Origin of the sequence: Herminiimonas sp. NPDC097707, assembly GCF_044761395.1 — a bacterium.
Taxonomy (GTDB): domain Bacteria; phylum Pseudomonadota; class Gammaproteobacteria; order Burkholderiales; family Burkholderiaceae_D; genus Oxalicibacterium.
The window spans coordinates 2,283,766-2,301,101 of sequence record NZ_JBIWCI010000001.1 but is presented as its reverse complement, the minus strand read 5'-3'; the positions used below and the strand labels follow the sequence as shown (position 1 = coordinate 2,301,101).

Sequence of the window (17,336 nt, the reverse complement as noted above, 5' to 3'; positions counted from 1 at the left end):
ATGGATTATTTCTTGTTCTTGAGCGGCCGCTGCCAGCCTTCAACCGTAATCTGCTTCGCACGTGACACGGTCAGCTTGTCGGCAGGTGCGTCTTTTGTCAGCGTAGTCCCTGCGCCGATAGTCGAACCCTTGCCTACGAGTATCGGTGCAATCAACTGCGTCGCGCTGCCGACGAACACATCGTCCTCGATGATGGTGCGCGATTTGTTCACACCATCGTAATTGCAGGTAATGGTGCCGGCGCCGATATTGACACGCGAACCTATGGTGGAATCGCCGATGTAGGTCAGATGATTGGCTTTGCTGTGCGCGGCGATGTCGCTGTTTTTGACTTCGACGAAATTGCCGATATGCACATCTTCCGCCAGTACGGCGCCGGGACGCAGGCGTGCGTAAGGGCCGATGATGCAGGCGGTGCCGATGGTTGCACCTTCAAAATGGCTATAGGGACGAATGTGGGTTTGCGCACCGACAGTCGTATTGTGCAGCACGCAATATGCATCGATACGTACGCCGTCTGCCAAGGTAACGTCGCCTTCAAATATGCAGCCGACATCAATACTCACATCGCGTCCGCAAGTCAGCGTACCGCGTACATCGATGCGCGCCGGATCGGCCAGCGTCACACCCTGTTCGAGTAATGCGTGGGCAATGTTGTTCTGGTGCACGCGTTCCAGTTCGGCCAATTGGACTTTGCTGTTGACGCCGTGGGTTTCCCACACGTGGTCGGGTTGGGCGGAAACGACTTGCACGCCATCGGCGACTGCGCTGGCCACAATATCGGTCAGGTAATACTCGCCTTGTGCATTCTTGTTGGAGAGATTGGCGAGCCATTTTTTCATTTTGGCTGTAGGCGCAACGATGATGCCGGTGTTGACTTCGCGGATGGCGCGTTCCTGCTCATTGGCATCTTTTTGTTCGACGATGCGCGTGATGGCGCCGTTTTCACGGACGATGCGGCCGTAGCCGGTCGGCTTGTCCAGATCAACCGTCAAGATGCCTAACTTATCGGAGCCTGCGATGTCCAACAAACGTTGCAGTGAAGCAGCCGTCGTCAATGGGACGTCGCCGTACAGAATCAGCGTAGGCGCATTGTCGTTCAGTTGCGGCACTGCCTGCATGACGGCGTGGCCGGTGCCAAGTTGCGGTTCCTGTTTGGCAAACGATAAATCCTTGCTTTGCAGCAGTTGCGGGACCTGTTCACCGCCGTGACCGTAGATGACGCATAGTGTGGATGGCGAGAGTTGCCGCGCCGTATCGATGACGTGGGACAGCAGCGGCTTGCCCGCCAGTGGATGCAGTACTTTCGGCAGCGCGGATTGCATGCGCTTACCCATGCCTGCAGCAAGAATGACTATATTCATAGGAAGCCAGTGAAAAGAATCCAAAATTTTATCACGCGTCCCTTCGGCCCTCTTGCAAAAAAAGCAGCAATTCTTTGCCTGACCGTCACGCTCCTTGCCTGCAGTGCGGCGCGGCTGGGTTACAACAATGGTGAAACCATTTCCTACTGGTGGCTCAATAGCTATGTCGATTTCGACAGCGAGCAAAAGCCGTGGGCCAAAAACCACATCGATCAGGTGTTTGCCTGGCATCGCAAGACGCAGTTGAAAGAATATGTGCGTCTGATCAGCCGCATGCAGCATCGCGACCTGGGCACGGTGACTGCGGCCGATTTGATGGGCGACTATAACGATGCCAAAACGCGGGTACTGATGATTGCCGATCGGGCTGCGCCCGAGCTGGCAGATCTGGCGCTTTCGCTCAACGCGGAACAGATCGCCAACATCGAAAAGAAATTTTCCAAATCCAACGACAAGTTCCGCAGTGAATATCTGCATGGCGATATCGCATCGCGTCAGGAATTCCGCTACAAGAAGGCGCTCAAGCAGGCGGAATACTGGTTTGGTAATTTCAGCAGGGAGCAGGAAGCGAAAATCCGTATGGCATCGGATGCGCGTCCCCTCAACAATGATTTGCTGATGCAGGATCGCGTACACAGACAGCAGGAACTGATTGCGCTATTAAAGAAAATCCAGACTGAAAAGCCGGGCAGGGAAGCCACGATTGCCATGCTGAAGAAATTTACTGCGGCAACCGTGGATCGTTTTGGTAACAAACAGCATCAGGTTTTTTTTGATGAGTCGACGACCGCCACGACCGCGATGGTGGCAAGCATCATGCACATGGCGACGCCCAGGCAAAAGGGCTATTTTGTGCAGACCCTGCAGGATTGGATGAATGACTTCAACAAACTTGCGGTCTAATAATCGCGGACGAGTGGTAAGCGCTGCATCGCCATTCCCGTTGAAAGGGAATGGCAAATTGCAAGTTCAGTCGTCTACGCGTAGTGGTATCACGCTGGAGATGGTGCTGCCGGTCGAACATGGTTCCTCATCAAAAGCGATATCACCATGTGCGCTGGCTTCACCAGTGACTTGCAAATCTGCAAAGCCGAACAAATTGCTATCCATCAAATGCGAAGGCACCACGGTCGAGAGCGACGAGAAAATATTGTCGACGCGGCCGGGATGTTTTTTCTCCCATTCGCGCAGCATGTTCTTGATCTGTTTGCGCTGCAGGTTTTCCTGGCTGCCGCACAGATCGCATGGAATGATGGGGAAACTCTTGATCTGCGCATAACGTTCGGTATCCGCTTCCTTCACATACGCCAGCGGACGGATCACGATGTGCTTGCCATCGTCCGATTGCAGTTTTGGCGGCATGCCCTTGATCTTCGCGCCGAAGAACATATTCAGGAAAAAAGTTTCCATGATGTCGTCGCGATGATGGCCGAGCGCGATCTTGGTTGCGCCCAATTCATCTGCCACCCGATACAAAATGCCGCGCCGCAGGCGCGAGCATAGCGAGCAAGTTGTCTTGCCTTCAGGGATCAGGCGCTTGACGATGCTATAGGTATCCTGATTCTCGATGTGGAAAGGAATATCCAGTTTTTTCAGATAGGCCGGCAGGATGTGATCGGGGAAGTTCGGCTGTTTCTGATCCAGATTGACGGCAACAATATCGAACTTGATCGGCGCACGTTCGCGCAGCGTCATCAGAATGTCCAGCAAGGCGTAACTATCCTTGCCGCCCGACAGGCAGACCATGATCTTGTCGCCGTCTTCTATCATGTTGAAGTCGCCGATGGCCTGACCGACCTGGCGGCACAGGCGTTTGTGCAGCTTGTTGTTTTCGTAGACGATTTTTTCGCCCTGCTTGAAGCTCAGCGCGGCAGCGGTTTCTGCCGGTGCAGAAATGGCCGCTTCATTGATTGCGGATTGCGACACCTTAATTCCCCTTGATACGGAATACCTCAACGCCTACCGATTCACAATCGGGATAGACGTCGGGCTTTTCAGTTGAAACGCGTACGGCGCGTACCTTTGGGTGCGCCAGCATGGCTTTGACCACGTCGTCGCACAAGGTTTCCTGCAAATGGATATGGCCTTGTTCCATGCGTTTGGCTATCGTGCTGCGCATGAAATCGTAATCGACGACTTCGTCCAGCGTATCGGCACTCGGTGTCGATTCGGTCAGCGGGATGAATAGATCGACGTTGATCAGCACGCGCTGCTCGCCTTTCTTTTCAAACTCGTGCACGCCGATATTGATCTGTACTTCGTAATTGCTCAGGAACAGACGGCGACAATCGGCGAGCTGTGGATGGAAAAGAAAGGAATTCATAATTTTTGAAGGTAAATAAACCGGTTGTACTGCGAAAAATAAGACGAAATCAGGATGCGACAAACATGACATCGCGCTGCAAGGGAAGCAGATGCTGACCGCCATCGACTACTAGTGTGGTGCCGGTGATGGCTGGCGCCTCGGCGACAAAACACACGGCGGCGGCGATGTCGCCCGGTGTGCTGGAGCGGCCCAGCGGGGTAACTTTGTGGGCGCGCGCGAATTCTGCTTCACTCTGGTCGCCGGAAACCAGCGTAATCCCCGGCGCCACGCCAACCACGCGCACCTTCGGCGCCAGTGCCTGCGCCAGCATAGTGGTGGCGCTGTGCAGTGCGGCTTTCGACAGCGTGTAGGACAAAAAATCCGGATTCAGATTGAACAGTTTCTGGTCGAGCAGATTAACGACGACCGCTTGCCCGTGCGCGGGCGTGGCTTCGTAAAGAGCTTGCGCCAGCAATACCGGCGCCACCAGATTCACATGCATGTGCGCATCCAGCGAGGCGGTGGAAAAATCGGCGGCACTGTCGTAATCGAACAGCGAAGCGTTGTTAACTACGCAGGAAATCGGCCCCAATTGCGCCGAAGCGCGGCGCAGCAGCAACTTGACTGCGGTTTCATCGTTCAAGTCGCAAGACAGCGCAATCGCACGCTGCCCGAGTGCCTGTATGTCGGCAACGGTGGCGCGTGCGTCATCGGCTGAACGGGCGTAATGCACGACCACATCCCAGCCGCGTTGCGCCAGCGCGAGCGCGATGGTGCGTCCGATACGGCGGGCGCCGCCGGTAACGAGGGCTGTTTTTCTCGACTCTGTCTGTTTGTCTGTGGACATGGGTGCTTGTGTGTTCCGCTGATTTCTCTACAATAACGCCATGCAACTGCAACTGCCTCAACCTATCCCGGACGCGCTGGCCGCGTCGCATAAGCTCCAGAACCTGATCGCTGAAGAAATTCGCCGGCATGATGGCTGGATTTCTTTCGCCCGTTACATGGAGTTGGCGCTGTATGCGCCCGATTTCGGTTATTACAGTGGCGGTGCGGCAAAACTTGGCAAAGACGGTGATTTTACAACCGCACCGGAAATCACGTCGCTTTTTGGTGAAACGCTGGCTCACGCGGCTGGCGATCTGATGAGGCAGAGCGCGCCGCAGATTCTGGAGTTCGGCGCCGGTACCGGCAAGTTGGCACTGGATATTCTGACCGAATGCGCAGCTGCCGGCATCCATCTTGAACATTATGCAATTGTCGAATTGTCAGGTGAATTGCGTGCGCGCCAGCAGCAGTTGCTGGCCGGATTCCCGCAGGTAAGCTGGCTGGACGATTTTCCGCCTGCGTTTTCCGGTGTGGTGCTGGGCAATGAAGTACTGGATGCGATGCCGGTTTCGCTGGTGGTCAAAGGCGAGCATGCGTGGCTGGAGCGCGGCGTCGCTTACACGGATGACAAATTTGTCTATGCAGATCGGCCATGCGATGCGGCGCTGGTGGCGCAAATTCCGGACGAGGCGAATTTGCCGGTCGGCTATTTGACGGAAGTGCATCCTGTGGCCGCCGGCTTCGTGGGCACGCTGGCGGAGATGTTCGCGGCCGGATTGGAGCAGTCGGGCAAGGGCGGGGCGGCAATATTGTTCGACTATGGTTTCCCGGCCAGCGAATACTATCTGGATCAGCGCAGCGAAGGCACGCTGATGTGCCACTATCGCCATCATGCGCACCCCGATCCGTTTTACCTCCCCGGTTTGCAGGACATTACCGCGCATGTCGATTTCACCGCCATGGCTTACGCAGCGGTGCGTAGCGGACTGGAAATGGTTGGTTACATGAGTCAGGCGGCATTTTTGCTGGCAGCAGGGCTGGGAGACCGCTTGCTGCAGACTTCGCCTGCGGATGCACGAGTCTATCTGCCGAAGGCCAATGCGGTGCAAAAACTGACCTCGCCGGCAGAAATGGGTGAGTTGTTCAAAGTGCTGGTGGTCGGCCTGGGCGTGCAATTGCCGGATCAGTTCGATCGCATGGATCAAAGTCACCGACTTTAAAATGTAAGATGCCGGCACGTGTTGCGGCTGTAACAGCATCTTGAAAGCTGCCCATGTTGCGCTGGTTTCTTGTTATCTTTCTTGCCGTGATCGTGTTTTCCGCCGCCTTGCCGTGGCTGGAAAAATTCGGTGTCGGCAAATTGCCGGGCGATATACGTTTTACCCTGTTCGGCAAGAAGATATTTCTGCCGTTTGCTTCGACGGTGCTGTTGTCGATGCTGGTTTTTTTGCTGGCGCGCCTGCTGTGAATACAGCGGGAAACAATTTTTTCACTCTGCGGAGGATGCACAATGATTCGCTGGGTTGCAGTAATTTTCCTGGGGCTGACCGTTTTTTACGCGCTGCTGCCGTGGATACTCGTAAAAGTGGGCGTAGGTCGCATCATAGGTGACGTCCAATTCAAACTTCTCGACCGTATTTTCGTTCTGCCCTTCGGTTCGACCGTGCTGTGGTCGGCGCTCGCCTTCCTGATTGCCGAAGTGGTCAAGCGCACCTGTGCGTTTTGCTGATTTGGCCGAAAATCCCTGCCGTTAGCTAAAAATTCCGCCATTTTCGTGTGGTGACCCGTGCTAATGTTATGATTCACGACTTATTAACAGTAGGGCTGGCGGGTGTAACCGCGGGTTCCCTTAGTAGTGGACATATTAATTATCCTGGGTTTGATCCTGGTCAATGGCGTTTTTGCCATGTCCGAAATTGCGATCGTAACCTCCAAACGCATTCGTCTCCAAAAATTAGTAGAAAACGGCAGCCGCGGCGCCAAGGCCGCACTCGATCTTTCTGACAGTCCCAGCCGTTTTCTCTCTACCATCCAGGTCGGCATCACACTGATAGGCATTTTCAACGGTGCATTCGGCGAAGCATCGCTGGTCGAACGCCTGACGCCGGAAATTGCCCTGATCCCGGTTCTGTCCATGTATGCGCGCGAAATCGCGCTCGGCATCGTCGTGGTCGGCATTACCTTCGGCTCGCTGATTCTGGGTGAGCTGGTGCCTAAACGCATCGCGATGCAATATCCGGAAGTGGTGGCCTCTGTGGTGGCTGCGCCGATGTTGTGGCTGTCGCGCCTGATGGGGCCATTCGTCAAAATCCTGACCGGCACCACGGAATTCATCCTGCGCATACTCGGCATGCATCACAAGAAAGACGATGCGGTGACAGAGGAAGAAATCGCCGGCCTGATCCGCGAAGGCACCGACGCCGGCCTGTTTGAAAAAACCGAGCACGATATCGTGTCACGCGCGCTGCGCCTGGATGATCAGCGCGTGGCTGCCTTGATGACGCCGCGACTGGATGTGCATTTCATCGATCTGGAAGATACGATAGAAACCAATCTGGCCAAAATTGCTGATAGCTCGTACAACCGTTTCCCTGTCTGTCGCGGCAATATTTCGCACATCATCGGGATCGTCCATGCGGGCAGCCTGTTTGAACAGATGATACGCGGCAAGACCATCACCTCACTGGATATCGAAGGGGCAACCAGGCCGCCGCTGTTTGTGCCGGAAACCATCAGTGCGATGCAATTGCTGGAAACACTGAAGAAAAACCGGGCTGAACTGGCGCTGGTGATCGATGAATACGGTGAAATCGAAGGCATAGTGACGCTCAGCGACGTGCTGGGCGCGCTGGTCGGCGACGTCTCGGTGATCGATGAGCATCATGAAGTCGATGGCGTGCGCCGCGACGACGGTTCATGGCTGATCGATGGCGGCGTATCGTTCGACCGTTTCCGCGAATTGCTGGAAACCGATGTGCGCTTCCCGGAAGAAGCGTCCGGCACCTATCACACGCTGGCAGGTTTCGTGATGACCTTCCTTGGCCATATCCCGCAAATGTCGGATGCCTTTGAATGGGAAGGCTACCGGATCGAGGTGGTCGACATGGATCGCAATCGCATCGATCGTTTGTTAATTACCAAAATTGATCCTCCGCAGGAAGAAAATGCTGCGGGCGAGGAAAACTGATTTCGCATCCTTGTTCTGCAGAACAAGCATCAGATGTAAAAAGGCCGGAGATACTCCGGCCTTTTTTATGGGCTTCGGAAAATTCGCCACATTGCCGAAGGAGCTGCAGACAGCAATCTATCCAGGGAGCGCGTTTCTCCCAATAAATGATAGACGGATGCACTTATACTGAGCCTCTACCAGTCTGGATTCATTTGCTATGTCAACAATGACCCTGGAAGCACTGCGCACGCGTTACGGCGAACGCTACAAATGGCTGGTCCTGCTGACCTGCATGATAGGTAATATTGCCGCGACTCTGTCTGCGACCATTGTCAACGTCGCGATCCCCGATTTAAGCCATTACTTCACGCTGGGACAGGAGCGGGCGCAATGGGTCGCCACCAGTTTCATGCTGGCGATGACGCTGTCCATGCTGACCACGCCATGGCTATTGCAGCGCTTCGGCCTGCGCCGTACTTATACCGGTGCTGTCAGCCTGTTGCTGTTGGGTGGCGTGGTTGGTGGCTTCAGTGTGAATTACCCTATGCTTTTGTCGATGCGCGTGCTGGAAGGCTTGGCGGCTGGCGTGATGCAGCCGATACCGGCGATCGTGATCTTGCGCGCGTTTGCTGCCGAAGAGCAGGGCAAGGCGATGGGAATTTTCGGTTTCGGTGTGGTGCTGACACCGGCAATAGGACCGAGTGTCGGCGGTTTTCTGGTGGAATTGTTTGGCTGGCGTTCGATTTTCTTCGTAGTGGTGCCGCCCTGCCTGCTGGTGTTTTACATGATCCGGCGCTTTCTGCCGCTGTACAGCCAGATTCTGGAAAATGCCAAGCCGCTGGACTGGAAAGGCTTGCTGTTAATCGGCATCAGCATCATCAGCCTGCTGAACGGTCTGGTGGAATTGCGTGCAGACCTGCAGCAGGCATTGCTGCTTCTGCTGCTGGGAGTGGCCAGTTTCATTGTTTTTCTTGTCTACCAGTTGCGCGCCCGGCACGAGCCTCTGGTGAACATGGCTTTGTTCGGTTATCGACAATTTGCGATGGGTGCACTGGTGGCTTTCATTTACGGCATGGGCTTGTTCGGCTCTACCTATCTGCTACCCGTCTATCTGCAAATAGCGCTGCATTACGCGCCATCGCAAGCAGGCCTGGTGCTGCTGCCCGCAGGAATAGTGCTGGCGCTGACGATCCCGCTGGCTGGGCGGCTGGCAGACCGTTATCCGCCGAACGTGCTGGTTGCTATCGGCCTGGGCTTGCTCACGGCGTCCTTTGTATTGATGGGCAGTGGTTCGTCTACCACCAGTTATCTGATGCTGACGGCGTGGGCCATCATCGGGCGTATCGGTCTGGGTTTTGTGTTGCCGGCGCTCAGTCTGGGTGCAATGCGCGGACTGGACATCAAGCTGATCGCACAAGGAGTGAGCGCGCTCAATTTTGCGCGCCAATTGGGCGGAGCCATAGGCGTCAGTCTGGTCGGCATTGTGCTGGAGTGGCGTATCGCGGTACATGAAGCGCGACAGGCGCTGGGCACGGGCAATTATCGCAATGCATTCAATGAAACCTTTTTTTTGGTCGCCGTCCTGTGTGCAATTGCAGTGATTGCTGCATGGTATATGCGCACCAAGCCGCCGCCTGTTGAATGAATGTGCAGTGCTGTTGTGCGCGTTGGTGGCGATTTATGCCGAAAAACAACTAAAAATAGCGGGATTCGCGGCAAGATGCGATATGGTTGCTATTGAGAAATATATTGATAGAACTTGCTTGTTACAACGGGGCACGGGTAAATTTTTGGGCGGATTTACATGCGACAGACTGGCGATCACAACGCGGTTCCCGGCACGGGCTCCTTGCCTTTGCAGGACGATGCGCGCCACCCCAACGCGCATCGGCAGCGCAATACGCACACCGGTGCCCATTCGGTAAAAATCCACGTGGTGCGGGCACGCCACCATTTCACTTCCGATCGCGATGAGCGTCAGTCTGCGCGTATCCGGCGCTTGATGCTGGCAGGCGTACTGGCCTTGCTGTACATGCTGACGCTGGGCGTCTTTTATCTGCAGCATCTGATTGCATTGCAAACGCTGCAAATTGCCATTGTGCTGGCCTGCACATCCTTTCTGCTGTTTCGCCTCTGCTTTGCACTCGGCTGGAATCTGAAGGTGAAAGAAAAAAATCTGCGCATGCCGATCACCTTGTGTTCCATCGGCATCATGCTGTTCGTGGCGTATCTGGAACCGGTGACGCAACTGGCGTTCGTGCCGTTTCTGTTTCTGATCATGGCCTTTGTCATGCCTCGTTTCCTGCCGCGTACGATATTGCTGCTGGCGCTCATTACTTTGGTCGGCTATGCGAGTGTGGTGGCGGCGCATTATGTACGGCATGGCAGCAATGCCGTATTCGTGCTGGAAAGCGTGCAATTGCTGGTGCTGGCAGTGACGCTGCCGGGTTTTGCACTATTGGCTGATCGCGTGCAGAGACTGCACAATGCCTTGTTCAAGGCGAACCGGAAAATCAGGAATATCGAGGAAGACGCGCAGCGCGATGCGCTGCTCGGCTGTTTTAATCGCCGCTATATCGTGGCCGCTCTGGAGCAGCAGAAACGGCTCGCCGACGAGACCGGCGCACCGCTTTGCCTGGCGGTGATCGATCTCGATCATTTCAAGCGTATCAACGATGAGGCCGGCCATCTGGGCGGTGATGAAGTCTTGCGCACGTTTGCACGCATCGCGCAGAGTAATGTGCGGGCAGGCGATATATTCGGCCGTTACGGCGGTGAGGAATTCCTGCTGGTCTTGCCAGATACTTCCCTGCTCGCTGCCTTGAATGTGGCTGAACGCATACGCGAGCAGGTCGAACATTTTGCGTGGGATAAAAAATTACGCAATCGCGTCACGGTATCGATAGGGCTCACGCAGCAGATACCGGGCGAATCCGTGCTGGACCTGTTTTCGCGCACCGATACTGCAATGTATATGGCCAAGCAAGGCGGGCGCAATCAGGTGGTAGTCGAGGAGCCGCCTGCAGATGCCGCCATCGCTTGATTAGTTTGCTGTCTGTTTATCCTTGCTGTTTGTAGTTCAGCATGCCTCCGTCATGCGCAACAATTGCAATGGTGTCGTTAACAAATGCAATAATGCCCTGCAGTATTCCGCCTTCCTCAAGGCTTGATGGGCCTGACGTCTTTTTTATAGCTTTTAAATATCATGCAAGAACTTGCCGGACTGACCGCACTAATTATCGAACCGCACGCAGGCATGCGGGCCAGCATTCACAATATGTTGAGTCTGGGCGGCGTCAGCAAGATCGAATATGCGAATAACTCTGGTACGGCAATTCGTCCCCTCAAGCAAAAGACCTTCGATCTGGTGATCTGTGAATATGATCTGGGCGAAGGGCAGCAGGATGGGCAGCAGTTACTGGAAGATTTGCGGCATAACAAGCTGATTCCGCTTTCGACGATATTTTTCATGGCGACGGCCGAACGCACGCACGGCAAGGTGGTGAGTGCGGCCGAGCTGGCCCTCAATGATTATGTGTTGAAGCCATTTACTGCCGATACCCTGATGGAGCGTATTTTCAGGGCGATTGAAAAACGCAATGTGCTGATGCCGGTATATCGCCAGGTCGAGCTGGGCAATCTGGGGCGGGCGATAGAGATTTGCCAGGATGGTGAAGGCAAGAAAGCCGCTTATCGCACCGATTTTCTGCGTTTGCGGGCAGAGATGCACATGACGCTGGGCGAGGTGAGTGCGGCAGAAGAGATTTATACCGAATTATTGGCCAAGCGTTCGATTGCCTGGGCGCATCTTGGTCTGGCCAGCACGCTCTTCATGCAAGAGCGGTACGAAGAAGCAGAAGAAAAGCTGGCTGCATTGATCGATGATAAAAAAGAATTTCTCGAAGCTTATGACTGGCTCGCCAAAACACAGGAAGCCAGAGGCAATCTGTCGCAGATGCAGGCCACGCTGGAAAATGCTGTGGCGCGCTCGCCCTATGCGTTGCGGCGTTTGCGCAAGCTGGGTAAGGTCGCCTTGCAAACCGGCGATACTGATACGGCACACAAGGTATTTCAGCAGGTGGTCAACAAAGCCAGGTTTTCTGAGTTCCGTGAGCCGGAAGATCATGTGCATCTGGTGCAAACCTCGCTGGCCAAAGGCGAAGTCAAGCTGGTGCCTGCCATCATCCGCGACCTCGCCAAATCCCTGGCCGGCTTCAAAAAAACCGCCGCGTGCCGTGCGATAGCGAACGCCCTGTTGCACAGGCATAACGGCGACAAAGAGCAGGCCGATGAAGAGCTGGAAGTGGCATTGCTGGCCTGCAAGGAACCTATCAATCTGAGTAACGATACCAAGCTGACGCTGGCGAAAAATTGCCTGGAGAGCGGCATGGAGCAGGGCGTCGTCGATGTCATGACTTCGGTCGTCGGTAATGCGCCGACTGCCATTGCGGTGAGTAGTGCTATGCGTTTGCTGCAAGAGGGCGGGCGCGAAGATCTGGTCAAGCGCGTGACGCGCGCCAGCAAGAGCCAGATAGTGGATATGGTGGCGGCCGGTGCTGAAAAAGCGCGCCTCGGTGATTTCCAGGGTGCGGTGGTGCTGATGTCGGAAGCAGCGGAAAGATTGCCGCACAATCCGCAAGTCGTGTTCAATGCGGCGGTGGCGGCATTGAAATGCCTGGATAATCTGGGTTGGGACATGCAGCTGGGCGAAAAGGCGCGCACCTACGTTGCCGAGGCGCGCCATCTGGACCCGCGCAATCCGCGGCTTTCCTTGTTGAGCGGCATGTATCGTGACATCCTGAAAAAATACGGCATCAATGACGTGAATACCATACCCGTCGCACCTGTTGCCGAGACGATCAACAAGATTGCAAGCGAGCCGGAAGCCTCATCTGAAGTCAGGCCGGAATCTGCAGTCGATCAAGAAATCGACGGGAAATAATCGGCGGCGATTTTCCTGTGGTTGTATTGAAAACTGTGTGTCCCGCACTTCAGGACATCTGCAAAAAGTTGTCGAGCAATTCAGGCGGACGCGCGATCAGCGCGCGATTATTGAAGCGCACAATAGGACGCTGCAATAATTGCGGATGTGCGGCGAGTGCCTGCAACAAGCTGCCGTCATCGGCCTGCTGCAGCGACAAGGTATCGAAAAGCGTCTCGTTGTCGCGCACCATGTCGCGTACGCTGCAGGTTGCATCCACTTGCAGCAACTGATGCAGCTCGGTCAACTGCATCAGATTCAGCGGCGTTTTCTGGTAATCGACGATCTCCAGATCGAGTTGGTGCTGGGCTGCAAATTGCCGCACCTGTTCTAAAGCGCCGCGCGATTTGGAGCAGCGTGGGTTGTGATAAATGATCAGCATGATGTGCCTGCAGTGGAAATAACGGGAGTGAATGAAAACATATTGCTCTCGGCATTATGCCTTTTCGTCTGCAATCGGGCTGACGCTGGCGCAAGCAGCGATTGTTGTCTGCGATGGAAGAAAGGCATAATTTGAATGGATGGTTGAAGATCGCATGTAATTAACCGACGTTTGGCGATTAATGTTGTTTTTGCCAAATATGCTGCGAAGATGGATAAATTGGCGTCTTCCGCTGTCTACCTATTCCTGATTTTAAAGTGATGCCATGTCTGACAACTCCGATAGCAATTTGCCACCCGCTGCACCCGCTGCGTCTACTCAGCCTGACGCGCCGCCGCCAGACCATAATCCGCCGCCAGTAAGCTCCGCCGCAGAACCGCAAGCTGCGCATGCGCCGTCCGAGCCGTATGTGCCAGCGGCCAAAATAGAATTCGGCAGAAGCAGTGCGCCAGCCTGGCAGTTGCCCGACGATACGCCGTGGAAACAAACCTGGCGCGTTTTTTCGGCGCGCCTGCAAAGTCTTTCGGATCAGGTTGGTCGCCGCTTGACGCAACGTACGCTGAAGATAGGCGTGTCTGCGCGTATCTTTCATCCGGAAGCCGGGGCCAAGGGTTTGCAGGGGAAAACGCTGCAATACCTGGAAGAATCCATCGCGCAATGGGTAATGTCGCGCGATGTGCTGGTGCTGATGATTCCGACTGTCAATACAAATGGGATGTTGCACCCAAGCAAAATTCGTTTGCGTGACTACGCCAAGCATCTGGATGGCTTGGTGCTGCAGGGCGGTGCAGACGTTGCGCCGCAGACATATTCGCAAACTGCCACGCGTCCGGAATGGAGCGGCGATAGTGCGCGTGATATGTATGAGCTGGAGTTGCTGCATGAATTCGTCGAGGCCGGAAAGCCTGTGCTGGGCATTTGCCGTGGTTGCCAATTGATTAATGTGGCGTTCGGCGGCACGCTGTATCAGGATATAGCGTCGGATGTGCCGGACGCGCAGTCGCATGTGAATGACTTGTACGATAGTCATCGCCATACGATCCAATTCCCGCCCGGTTCGTCTCTGGCTTCAATGTTCTCTGGACAAGCGACACCGCTGGTCAACTCAATTCATCATCAGGCGGTGCGCGATCTGGGGCGTGACTTGAGGATAGAGGCCGTATCGCAGGGCGATAACATTATCGAAGCAGTGCGTCATACCAAGTCTCGCTTTGTGATGGGCGTGCAATGGCATCCGGAATTTCATCGTGCGGGCGGCTCCGAACTGCTGGATTGCACGCCTATCCTCGATAGTTTTCTGCGGGCGGCAAGAGAAACGCGTTTTTAATCGTTGCCGGTCTTGCGCGCCGACGGACAAGAAAATAATCTGAAAATATTGCGTTTCAATCGCTTCCAGATGTTGACAAGGGGTGTCGACTCGCCTATAGTTTGGGGTTCCCCGCGGAGGGGTGGCCGAGTGGTTAATGGCAGCAGACTGTAAATCTGCCCTCTTACGAGTACGCTGGTTCGAATCCAGCCCCCTCCACCAAGTTTTCAGGGAAGTTTCAAGTAGTGTTGTGAAGTGGTGACCCTCGCGGGTGTAGCTCAATGGTAGAGCTGAAGCCTTCCAAGCTTATGACGAGGGTTCGATTCCCTTCACCCGCTCCAGATTTTTAAAGGTTGGGCGTGCCGTAAGTCAGGTATCGAACGGCTAGTAGCCCTTTTAGCTCAGTGGTAGAGCACTCCCTTGGTAAGGGAGAGGCCACGTGTTCAATCCACGTAAAGGGCACCAAAGAATTCAGTAGTTTCAGCAGTATCAGCAAATTTAATATCAAAGTAAGTCGGTCGGGCGTGTGCCTGAACATTCTCATCAAAATTGTTAGGAGTGCAAGATGGCAAAAGGCAAATTCGAGCGGACCAAGCCGCACGTGAATGTGGGCACAATTGGTCACGTCGATCACGGCAAGACCACACTGACGGCAGCGATTGCGACAGTATTGTCGAAGAAGTTTGGTGGCGAAGCCAAAGGCTACGACCAGATTGATAACGCGCCGGAAGAAAAAGCGCGCGGTATCACCATCAACACCTCGCACGTTGAGTACGAAACCACAGCGCGTCACTACGCACACGTTGACTGCCCAGGTCACGCCGATTATGTTAAAAACATGATCACCGGCGCAGCGCAGATGGACGGCGCCATTCTGGTTTGTTCCGCAGCTGACGGCCCAATGCCGCAAACACGTGAGCACATCCTGCTGGCACGCCAAGTTGGTGTTCCATACATCATCGTGTTCCTGAACAAGTGCGACATGGTTGATGATGCAGAATTGCTCGAACTGGTCGAAATGGAAGTGCGCGAGTTGCTCTCCAAATACGAATTTCCAGGCGACGACCTGCCAATCATCAAAGGTTCGGCTAAGTTGGCACTCGAAGGCGACCAAGGTCCATTGGGCGAACCCGCCATCCTGGCCCTGGCCGATGCACTCGACAGCTACATCCCAACACCAGAACGCGCAGTAGACGGCGCCTTCCTGTTGCCAGTAGAAGACGTGTTCTCGATCTCCGGTCGCGGCACCGTTGTAACGGGTCGTATCGAACGCGGTATCGTCAAAGTTGGCGAATCGCTCGAAATCGTTGGTATTCGCGACACTCAAGTCACCACCTGTACCGGTGTTGAAATGTTCCGCAAACTGCTCGACCAAGGTCAAGCAGGCGACAACGTCGGCGTATTGCTGCGTGGCACCAAGCGTGAAGACGTGGAACGTGGTCAAGTGTTGGCAAAGCCAGGCTCGATCAAGCCACACAAGCATTTCACAGGCGAAATCTACGTGTTGTCGAAAGACGAAGGCGGCCGTCACACACCATTCTTCAACAACTACCGTCCACAGTTCTACTTCCGTACTACGGACGTAACTGGTTCGATCGAGTTGCCGAAGGATAAAGAAATGGTGATGCCGGGCGACAACGTCTCGATCACTGTGATGTTGATCAACCCGATTGCGATGGAAGAAGGTCTGCGCTTCGCTATTCGCGAAGGCGGTCGTACCGTCGGCGCCGGTGTTGTTGCCAAGATTATTGAGTAATAAATGAATTCTTTGCGGCGATTCTTGGGGATCGCCGCAAACGGTTTCATGTAGTGGTAGTTCAAACGTAGGGGCGTAGCTCAATTGGCAGAGTGTCGGTCTCCAAAACCGAAGGTTGGGGGTTCGAGGCCCTCCGCCCCTGCCACCGATTCTGGTGCAGGGCATCGAAAGTAAAGAGTATGTCTAATCATCCCGTACAAACTGTTGGCGCGTCAGGCGATAAGGTCAAGATCGTCTTGGCGGTTCTCGTCGCAATCGCGGGCGTAGTTGGTTTTTATTTTTTGTCGGACAAGGCAACAATCGTGCGCATCGCAGCACTGGTTGGCGGCTTGCTGATTGCAATTGCAATTGCGTGGACGTCGGCGTCCGGTCGTGATTTCGTTAATTTCGCCAAAGAGGCGGTTCGCGAAACCAAGAAAGTGGTTTGGCCGACACGCAAGGAAACGCTGCAAATGACGGCAATTGTTTTCGGCTTTGTATTGGTTATGGCGCTTTTCCTGTTCGGTACGGATAAGTTACTTGAAGTTGTGTTGTACGACCTGATTTTGGGCTGGAAAAGATAATGGGCGACAATATTCAGGATGACGCACAAGACGGCGTGCCTAGCACTGCCGCCGCATCGGCTGCGAGCACTGCTGCAACAAGTAAAAAACGCTGGTACGTCGTACACGCTTATTCCGGCATGGAAAAGAGCGTGATGCGTGCGTTAACGGAGCGCATTGCGCGCGCCGGCATGCAAGATCAGTTTGGGCAAATTCTGGTGCCTACCGAAGAAGTGATCGAAGTCAAAAACGGTCAAAAATCGGTCAGTGAGCGCCGCTTTTTCCCTGGTTATGTATTGGTCGAGATGGAAATGACCGACGAAACATGGCATCTGGTCAAGAATACAAGCAAGGTAACCGGTTTCATCGGCGGCAAGTCGAACAAACCGACGCCAATCCCGCCGCACGAAGTCGACAAGATCATGCAGCAAATGCAGGAAGGCGTTGAAAAACCGCGTCCAAAAGTATTGTACGAAGTGGGCGAAATGGTGCGCATCAAGGATGGTCCTTTCACCGATTTCAACGGCAATGTCGAGGAAGTCAATTACGAGAAGTCCAAAGTACGTGTTTCCGTGACGATTTTCGGTCGCGCGACGCCAGTGGAGCTCGAGTTCGGTCAAGTCGAAAAAGTATAAGAATAAAACGCCGGTCGGAGCGTTGCGATTGCAGAGGTTCGAGTGTCGCAAATTCGATAGCAGTAACA

17 protein-coding genes and 4 tRNA genes are annotated in these 17,336 nt (G+C 54.5%); 16 read left to right on the top strand and 5 right to left on the bottom strand.

Features of this window, described 5'->3' with window-relative positions; translation table 11 throughout:
- Window positions 1-5: 5 nt before the first annotated feature.
- Complete coding sequence (gene glmU, locus ACIQW9_RS11185; RefSeq protein WP_402336636.1) at window positions 6-1,364, bottom strand: bifunctional UDP-N-acetylglucosamine diphosphorylase/glucosamine-1-phosphate N-acetyltransferase GlmU; 1,359 nt, start codon at window positions 1,362-1,364, stop codon at window positions 6-8.
- 9 nt (window positions 1,365-1,373) lie between these two features.
- Here glmU and ACIQW9_RS11180 point away from each other — a divergent pair, with 9 nt between their 5' ends.
- Complete coding sequence (locus ACIQW9_RS11180) at window positions 1,374-2,267, top strand: DUF6279 family lipoprotein (RefSeq protein WP_402336633.1); 894 nt, start codon at window positions 1,374-1,376, stop codon at window positions 2,265-2,267.
- Window positions 2,268-2,333: 66 nt separating this feature from the next.
- Here ACIQW9_RS11180 and ttcA read toward each other — a convergent pair whose 3' ends face one another.
- From ttcA to ACIQW9_RS11165, 3 genes are read right to left on the bottom strand one after another with little or no spacing between them, the layout of a single operon-like run.
- Window positions 2,334-3,290 (bottom strand): tRNA 2-thiocytidine(32) synthetase TtcA, encoded by a 957-nt coding sequence (gene ttcA, locus ACIQW9_RS11175; RefSeq protein WP_402336631.1) that lies wholly within the window; start codon window positions 3,288-3,290, stop codon window positions 2,334-2,336.
- Window position 3,291: 1 nt separating this feature from the next.
- A complete protein-coding gene (locus ACIQW9_RS11170) occupies window positions 3,292-3,687 on the bottom strand; it encodes a dihydroneopterin aldolase (protein WP_402336629.1) in 396 nt (131 codons plus the stop codon).
- A 49-nt stretch (window positions 3,688-3,736) separates the two neighbouring features.
- Window positions 3,737-4,516, bottom strand: coding sequence for an SDR family oxidoreductase (locus tag ACIQW9_RS11165; RefSeq protein ID WP_402336626.1), 780 nt, complete (start codon window positions 4,514-4,516; stop codon window positions 3,737-3,739).
- A gap of 40 nt (window positions 4,517-4,556) precedes the next feature.
- Between ACIQW9_RS11165 and ACIQW9_RS11160 the strand changes: the two genes are divergently transcribed.
- The 7 genes from ACIQW9_RS11160 (at window position 4,557) to ACIQW9_RS11130 (ending at window position 12,608) form a co-directional block, all read left to right on the top strand.
- The gene (locus ACIQW9_RS11160; RefSeq protein ID WP_402336623.1) at window positions 4,557-5,717 is read left to right on the top strand and encodes a class I SAM-dependent methyltransferase; all 1,161 of its coding nucleotides are present in this window, start codon (window positions 4,557-4,559) and stop codon (window positions 5,715-5,717) included.
- 53 nt (window positions 5,718-5,770) lie between these two features.
- Entirely contained in the window at window positions 5,771-5,965 is a 195-nt protein-coding gene (locus ACIQW9_RS11155) for a DUF2905 domain-containing protein (protein WP_402336620.1), read from the top strand.
- Between the two features lie 42 nt (window positions 5,966-6,007).
- A complete protein-coding gene (locus ACIQW9_RS11150; protein WP_041322805.1) occupies window positions 6,008-6,226 on the top strand; it encodes a DUF2905 domain-containing protein in 219 nt (72 codons plus the stop codon).
- Window positions 6,227-6,352: 126 nt separating this feature from the next.
- Window positions 6,353-7,684 carry a hemolysin family protein gene (locus ACIQW9_RS11145; protein ID WP_402336617.1) on the top strand — a complete coding sequence of 444 codons (1,332 nt, stop codon included), beginning with the start codon at window positions 6,353-6,355 and terminating at the stop codon, window positions 7,682-7,684.
- A gap of 199 nt (window positions 7,685-7,883) precedes the next feature.
- Window positions 7,884-9,311 (top strand): DHA2 family efflux MFS transporter permease subunit, encoded by a 1,428-nt coding sequence (locus ACIQW9_RS11140; RefSeq protein WP_402336615.1) that lies wholly within the window; start codon window positions 7,884-7,886, stop codon window positions 9,309-9,311.
- A 159-nt stretch (window positions 9,312-9,470) separates the two neighbouring features.
- Window positions 9,471-10,709: a diguanylate cyclase gene (locus ACIQW9_RS11135; protein WP_402336613.1), complete on the top strand. Its 1,239-nt coding sequence runs from the start codon at window positions 9,471-9,473 to the stop codon at window positions 10,707-10,709.
- A 162-nt stretch (window positions 10,710-10,871) separates the two neighbouring features.
- Entirely contained in the window at window positions 10,872-12,608 is a 1,737-nt protein-coding gene (locus ACIQW9_RS11130; protein ID WP_402336610.1) for a response regulator, read from the top strand.
- A gap of 49 nt (window positions 12,609-12,657) precedes the next feature.
- Here the strand turns inward: ACIQW9_RS11130 and ACIQW9_RS11125 are convergent, their stop codons facing one another.
- Window positions 12,658-13,029, bottom strand: a complete 372-nt coding sequence (locus ACIQW9_RS11125) for an ArsC/Spx/MgsR family protein (protein ID WP_402336607.1) — start codon at window positions 13,027-13,029, stop codon at window positions 12,658-12,660.
- Between the two features lie 265 nt (window positions 13,030-13,294).
- Between ACIQW9_RS11125 and ACIQW9_RS11120 the strand changes: the two genes are divergently transcribed.
- The 8 genes from ACIQW9_RS11120 (at window position 13,295) to nusG (ending at window position 17,268) form a co-directional block, all read left to right on the top strand.
- Window positions 13,295-14,356 carry a gamma-glutamyl-gamma-aminobutyrate hydrolase family protein gene (locus ACIQW9_RS11120; protein ID WP_402336604.1) on the top strand — a complete coding sequence of 354 codons (1,062 nt, stop codon included), beginning with the start codon at window positions 13,295-13,297 and terminating at the stop codon, window positions 14,354-14,356.
- A gap of 115 nt (window positions 14,357-14,471) precedes the next feature.
- A tRNA-Tyr gene (locus tag ACIQW9_RS11115) sits at window positions 14,472-14,557 on the top strand.
- 45 nt (window positions 14,558-14,602) lie between these two features.
- A tRNA-Gly gene (locus ACIQW9_RS11110) sits at window positions 14,603-14,676 on the top strand.
- A gap of 49 nt (window positions 14,677-14,725) precedes the next feature.
- A tRNA-Thr gene (locus ACIQW9_RS11105) sits at window positions 14,726-14,800 on the top strand.
- A gap of 100 nt (window positions 14,801-14,900) precedes the next feature.
- Window positions 14,901-16,091, top strand: coding sequence for an elongation factor Tu (tuf, locus tag ACIQW9_RS11100; RefSeq protein WP_402336588.1), 1,191 nt, complete (start codon window positions 14,901-14,903; stop codon window positions 16,089-16,091).
- Window positions 16,092-16,160: 69 nt separating this feature from the next.
- Window positions 16,161-16,236: transfer RNA gene (locus ACIQW9_RS11095), tRNA-Trp, on the top strand.
- Between the two features lie 34 nt (window positions 16,237-16,270).
- A complete protein-coding gene (secE, locus tag ACIQW9_RS11090) occupies window positions 16,271-16,654 on the top strand; it encodes a preprotein translocase subunit SecE (RefSeq protein ID WP_011872541.1) in 384 nt (127 codons plus the stop codon).
- Window positions 16,654-17,268, top strand: a complete 615-nt coding sequence (gene nusG, locus ACIQW9_RS11085) for a transcription termination/antitermination protein NusG (protein WP_041322794.1) — start codon at window positions 16,654-16,656, stop codon at window positions 17,266-17,268. Before secE ends, nusG begins: the two co-directional genes overlap by 1 nt.
- The last annotated feature ends 68 nt before the right edge of the window (window positions 17,269-17,336 follow it).

What these genes read in the sequence shown, in the direction of transcription:
- ACIQW9_RS11155 (WP_402336620.1), top strand. Translation starts at nt 5,771, where the DNA reads ATGTTGCGCTGGTTTCTTGTTATCTTTCTTGCCGTGATCGTGTTTTCC.
- ACIQW9_RS11125 (WP_402336607.1), bottom strand. Translation starts at nt 13,029, where the DNA reads ATGCTGATCATTTATCACAACCCACGCTGCTCCAAATCGCGCGGCGCT.
- ACIQW9_RS11120 (WP_402336604.1), top strand. Translation starts at nt 13,295, where the DNA reads ATGTCTGACAACTCCGATAGCAATTTGCCACCCGCTGCACCCGCTGCG.
- ACIQW9_RS11135 (WP_402336613.1), top strand. Translation starts at nt 9,471, where the DNA reads ATGCGACAGACTGGCGATCACAACGCGGTTCCCGGCACGGGCTCCTTG.
- ACIQW9_RS11160 (WP_402336623.1), top strand. Translation starts at nt 4,557, where the DNA reads ATGCAACTGCAACTGCCTCAACCTATCCCGGACGCGCTGGCCGCGTCG.
- ACIQW9_RS11130 (WP_402336610.1), top strand. Translation starts at nt 10,872, where the DNA reads ATGCAAGAACTTGCCGGACTGACCGCACTAATTATCGAACCGCACGCA.
- ACIQW9_RS11170 (WP_402336629.1), bottom strand. Translation starts at nt 3,687, where the DNA reads ATGAATTCCTTTCTTTTCCATCCACAGCTCGCCGATTGTCGCCGTCTG.
- ACIQW9_RS11150 (WP_041322805.1), top strand. Translation starts at nt 6,008, where the DNA reads ATGATTCGCTGGGTTGCAGTAATTTTCCTGGGGCTGACCGTTTTTTAC.
- tuf (WP_402336588.1), top strand. Translation starts at nt 14,901, where the DNA reads ATGGCAAAAGGCAAATTCGAGCGGACCAAGCCGCACGTGAATGTGGGC.
- glmU (WP_402336636.1), bottom strand. Translation starts at nt 1,364, where the DNA reads ATGAATATAGTCATTCTTGCTGCAGGCATGGGTAAGCGCATGCAATCC.
- nusG (WP_041322794.1), top strand. Translation starts at nt 16,654, where the DNA reads ATGGGCGACAATATTCAGGATGACGCACAAGACGGCGTGCCTAGCACT.
- ACIQW9_RS11140 (WP_402336615.1), top strand. Translation starts at nt 7,884, where the DNA reads ATGTCAACAATGACCCTGGAAGCACTGCGCACGCGTTACGGCGAACGC.
- secE (WP_011872541.1), top strand. Translation starts at nt 16,271, where the DNA reads ATGTCTAATCATCCCGTACAAACTGTTGGCGCGTCAGGCGATAAGGTC.
- ACIQW9_RS11165 (WP_402336626.1), bottom strand. Translation starts at nt 4,516, where the DNA reads ATGTCCACAGACAAACAGACAGAGTCGAGAAAAACAGCCCTCGTTACC.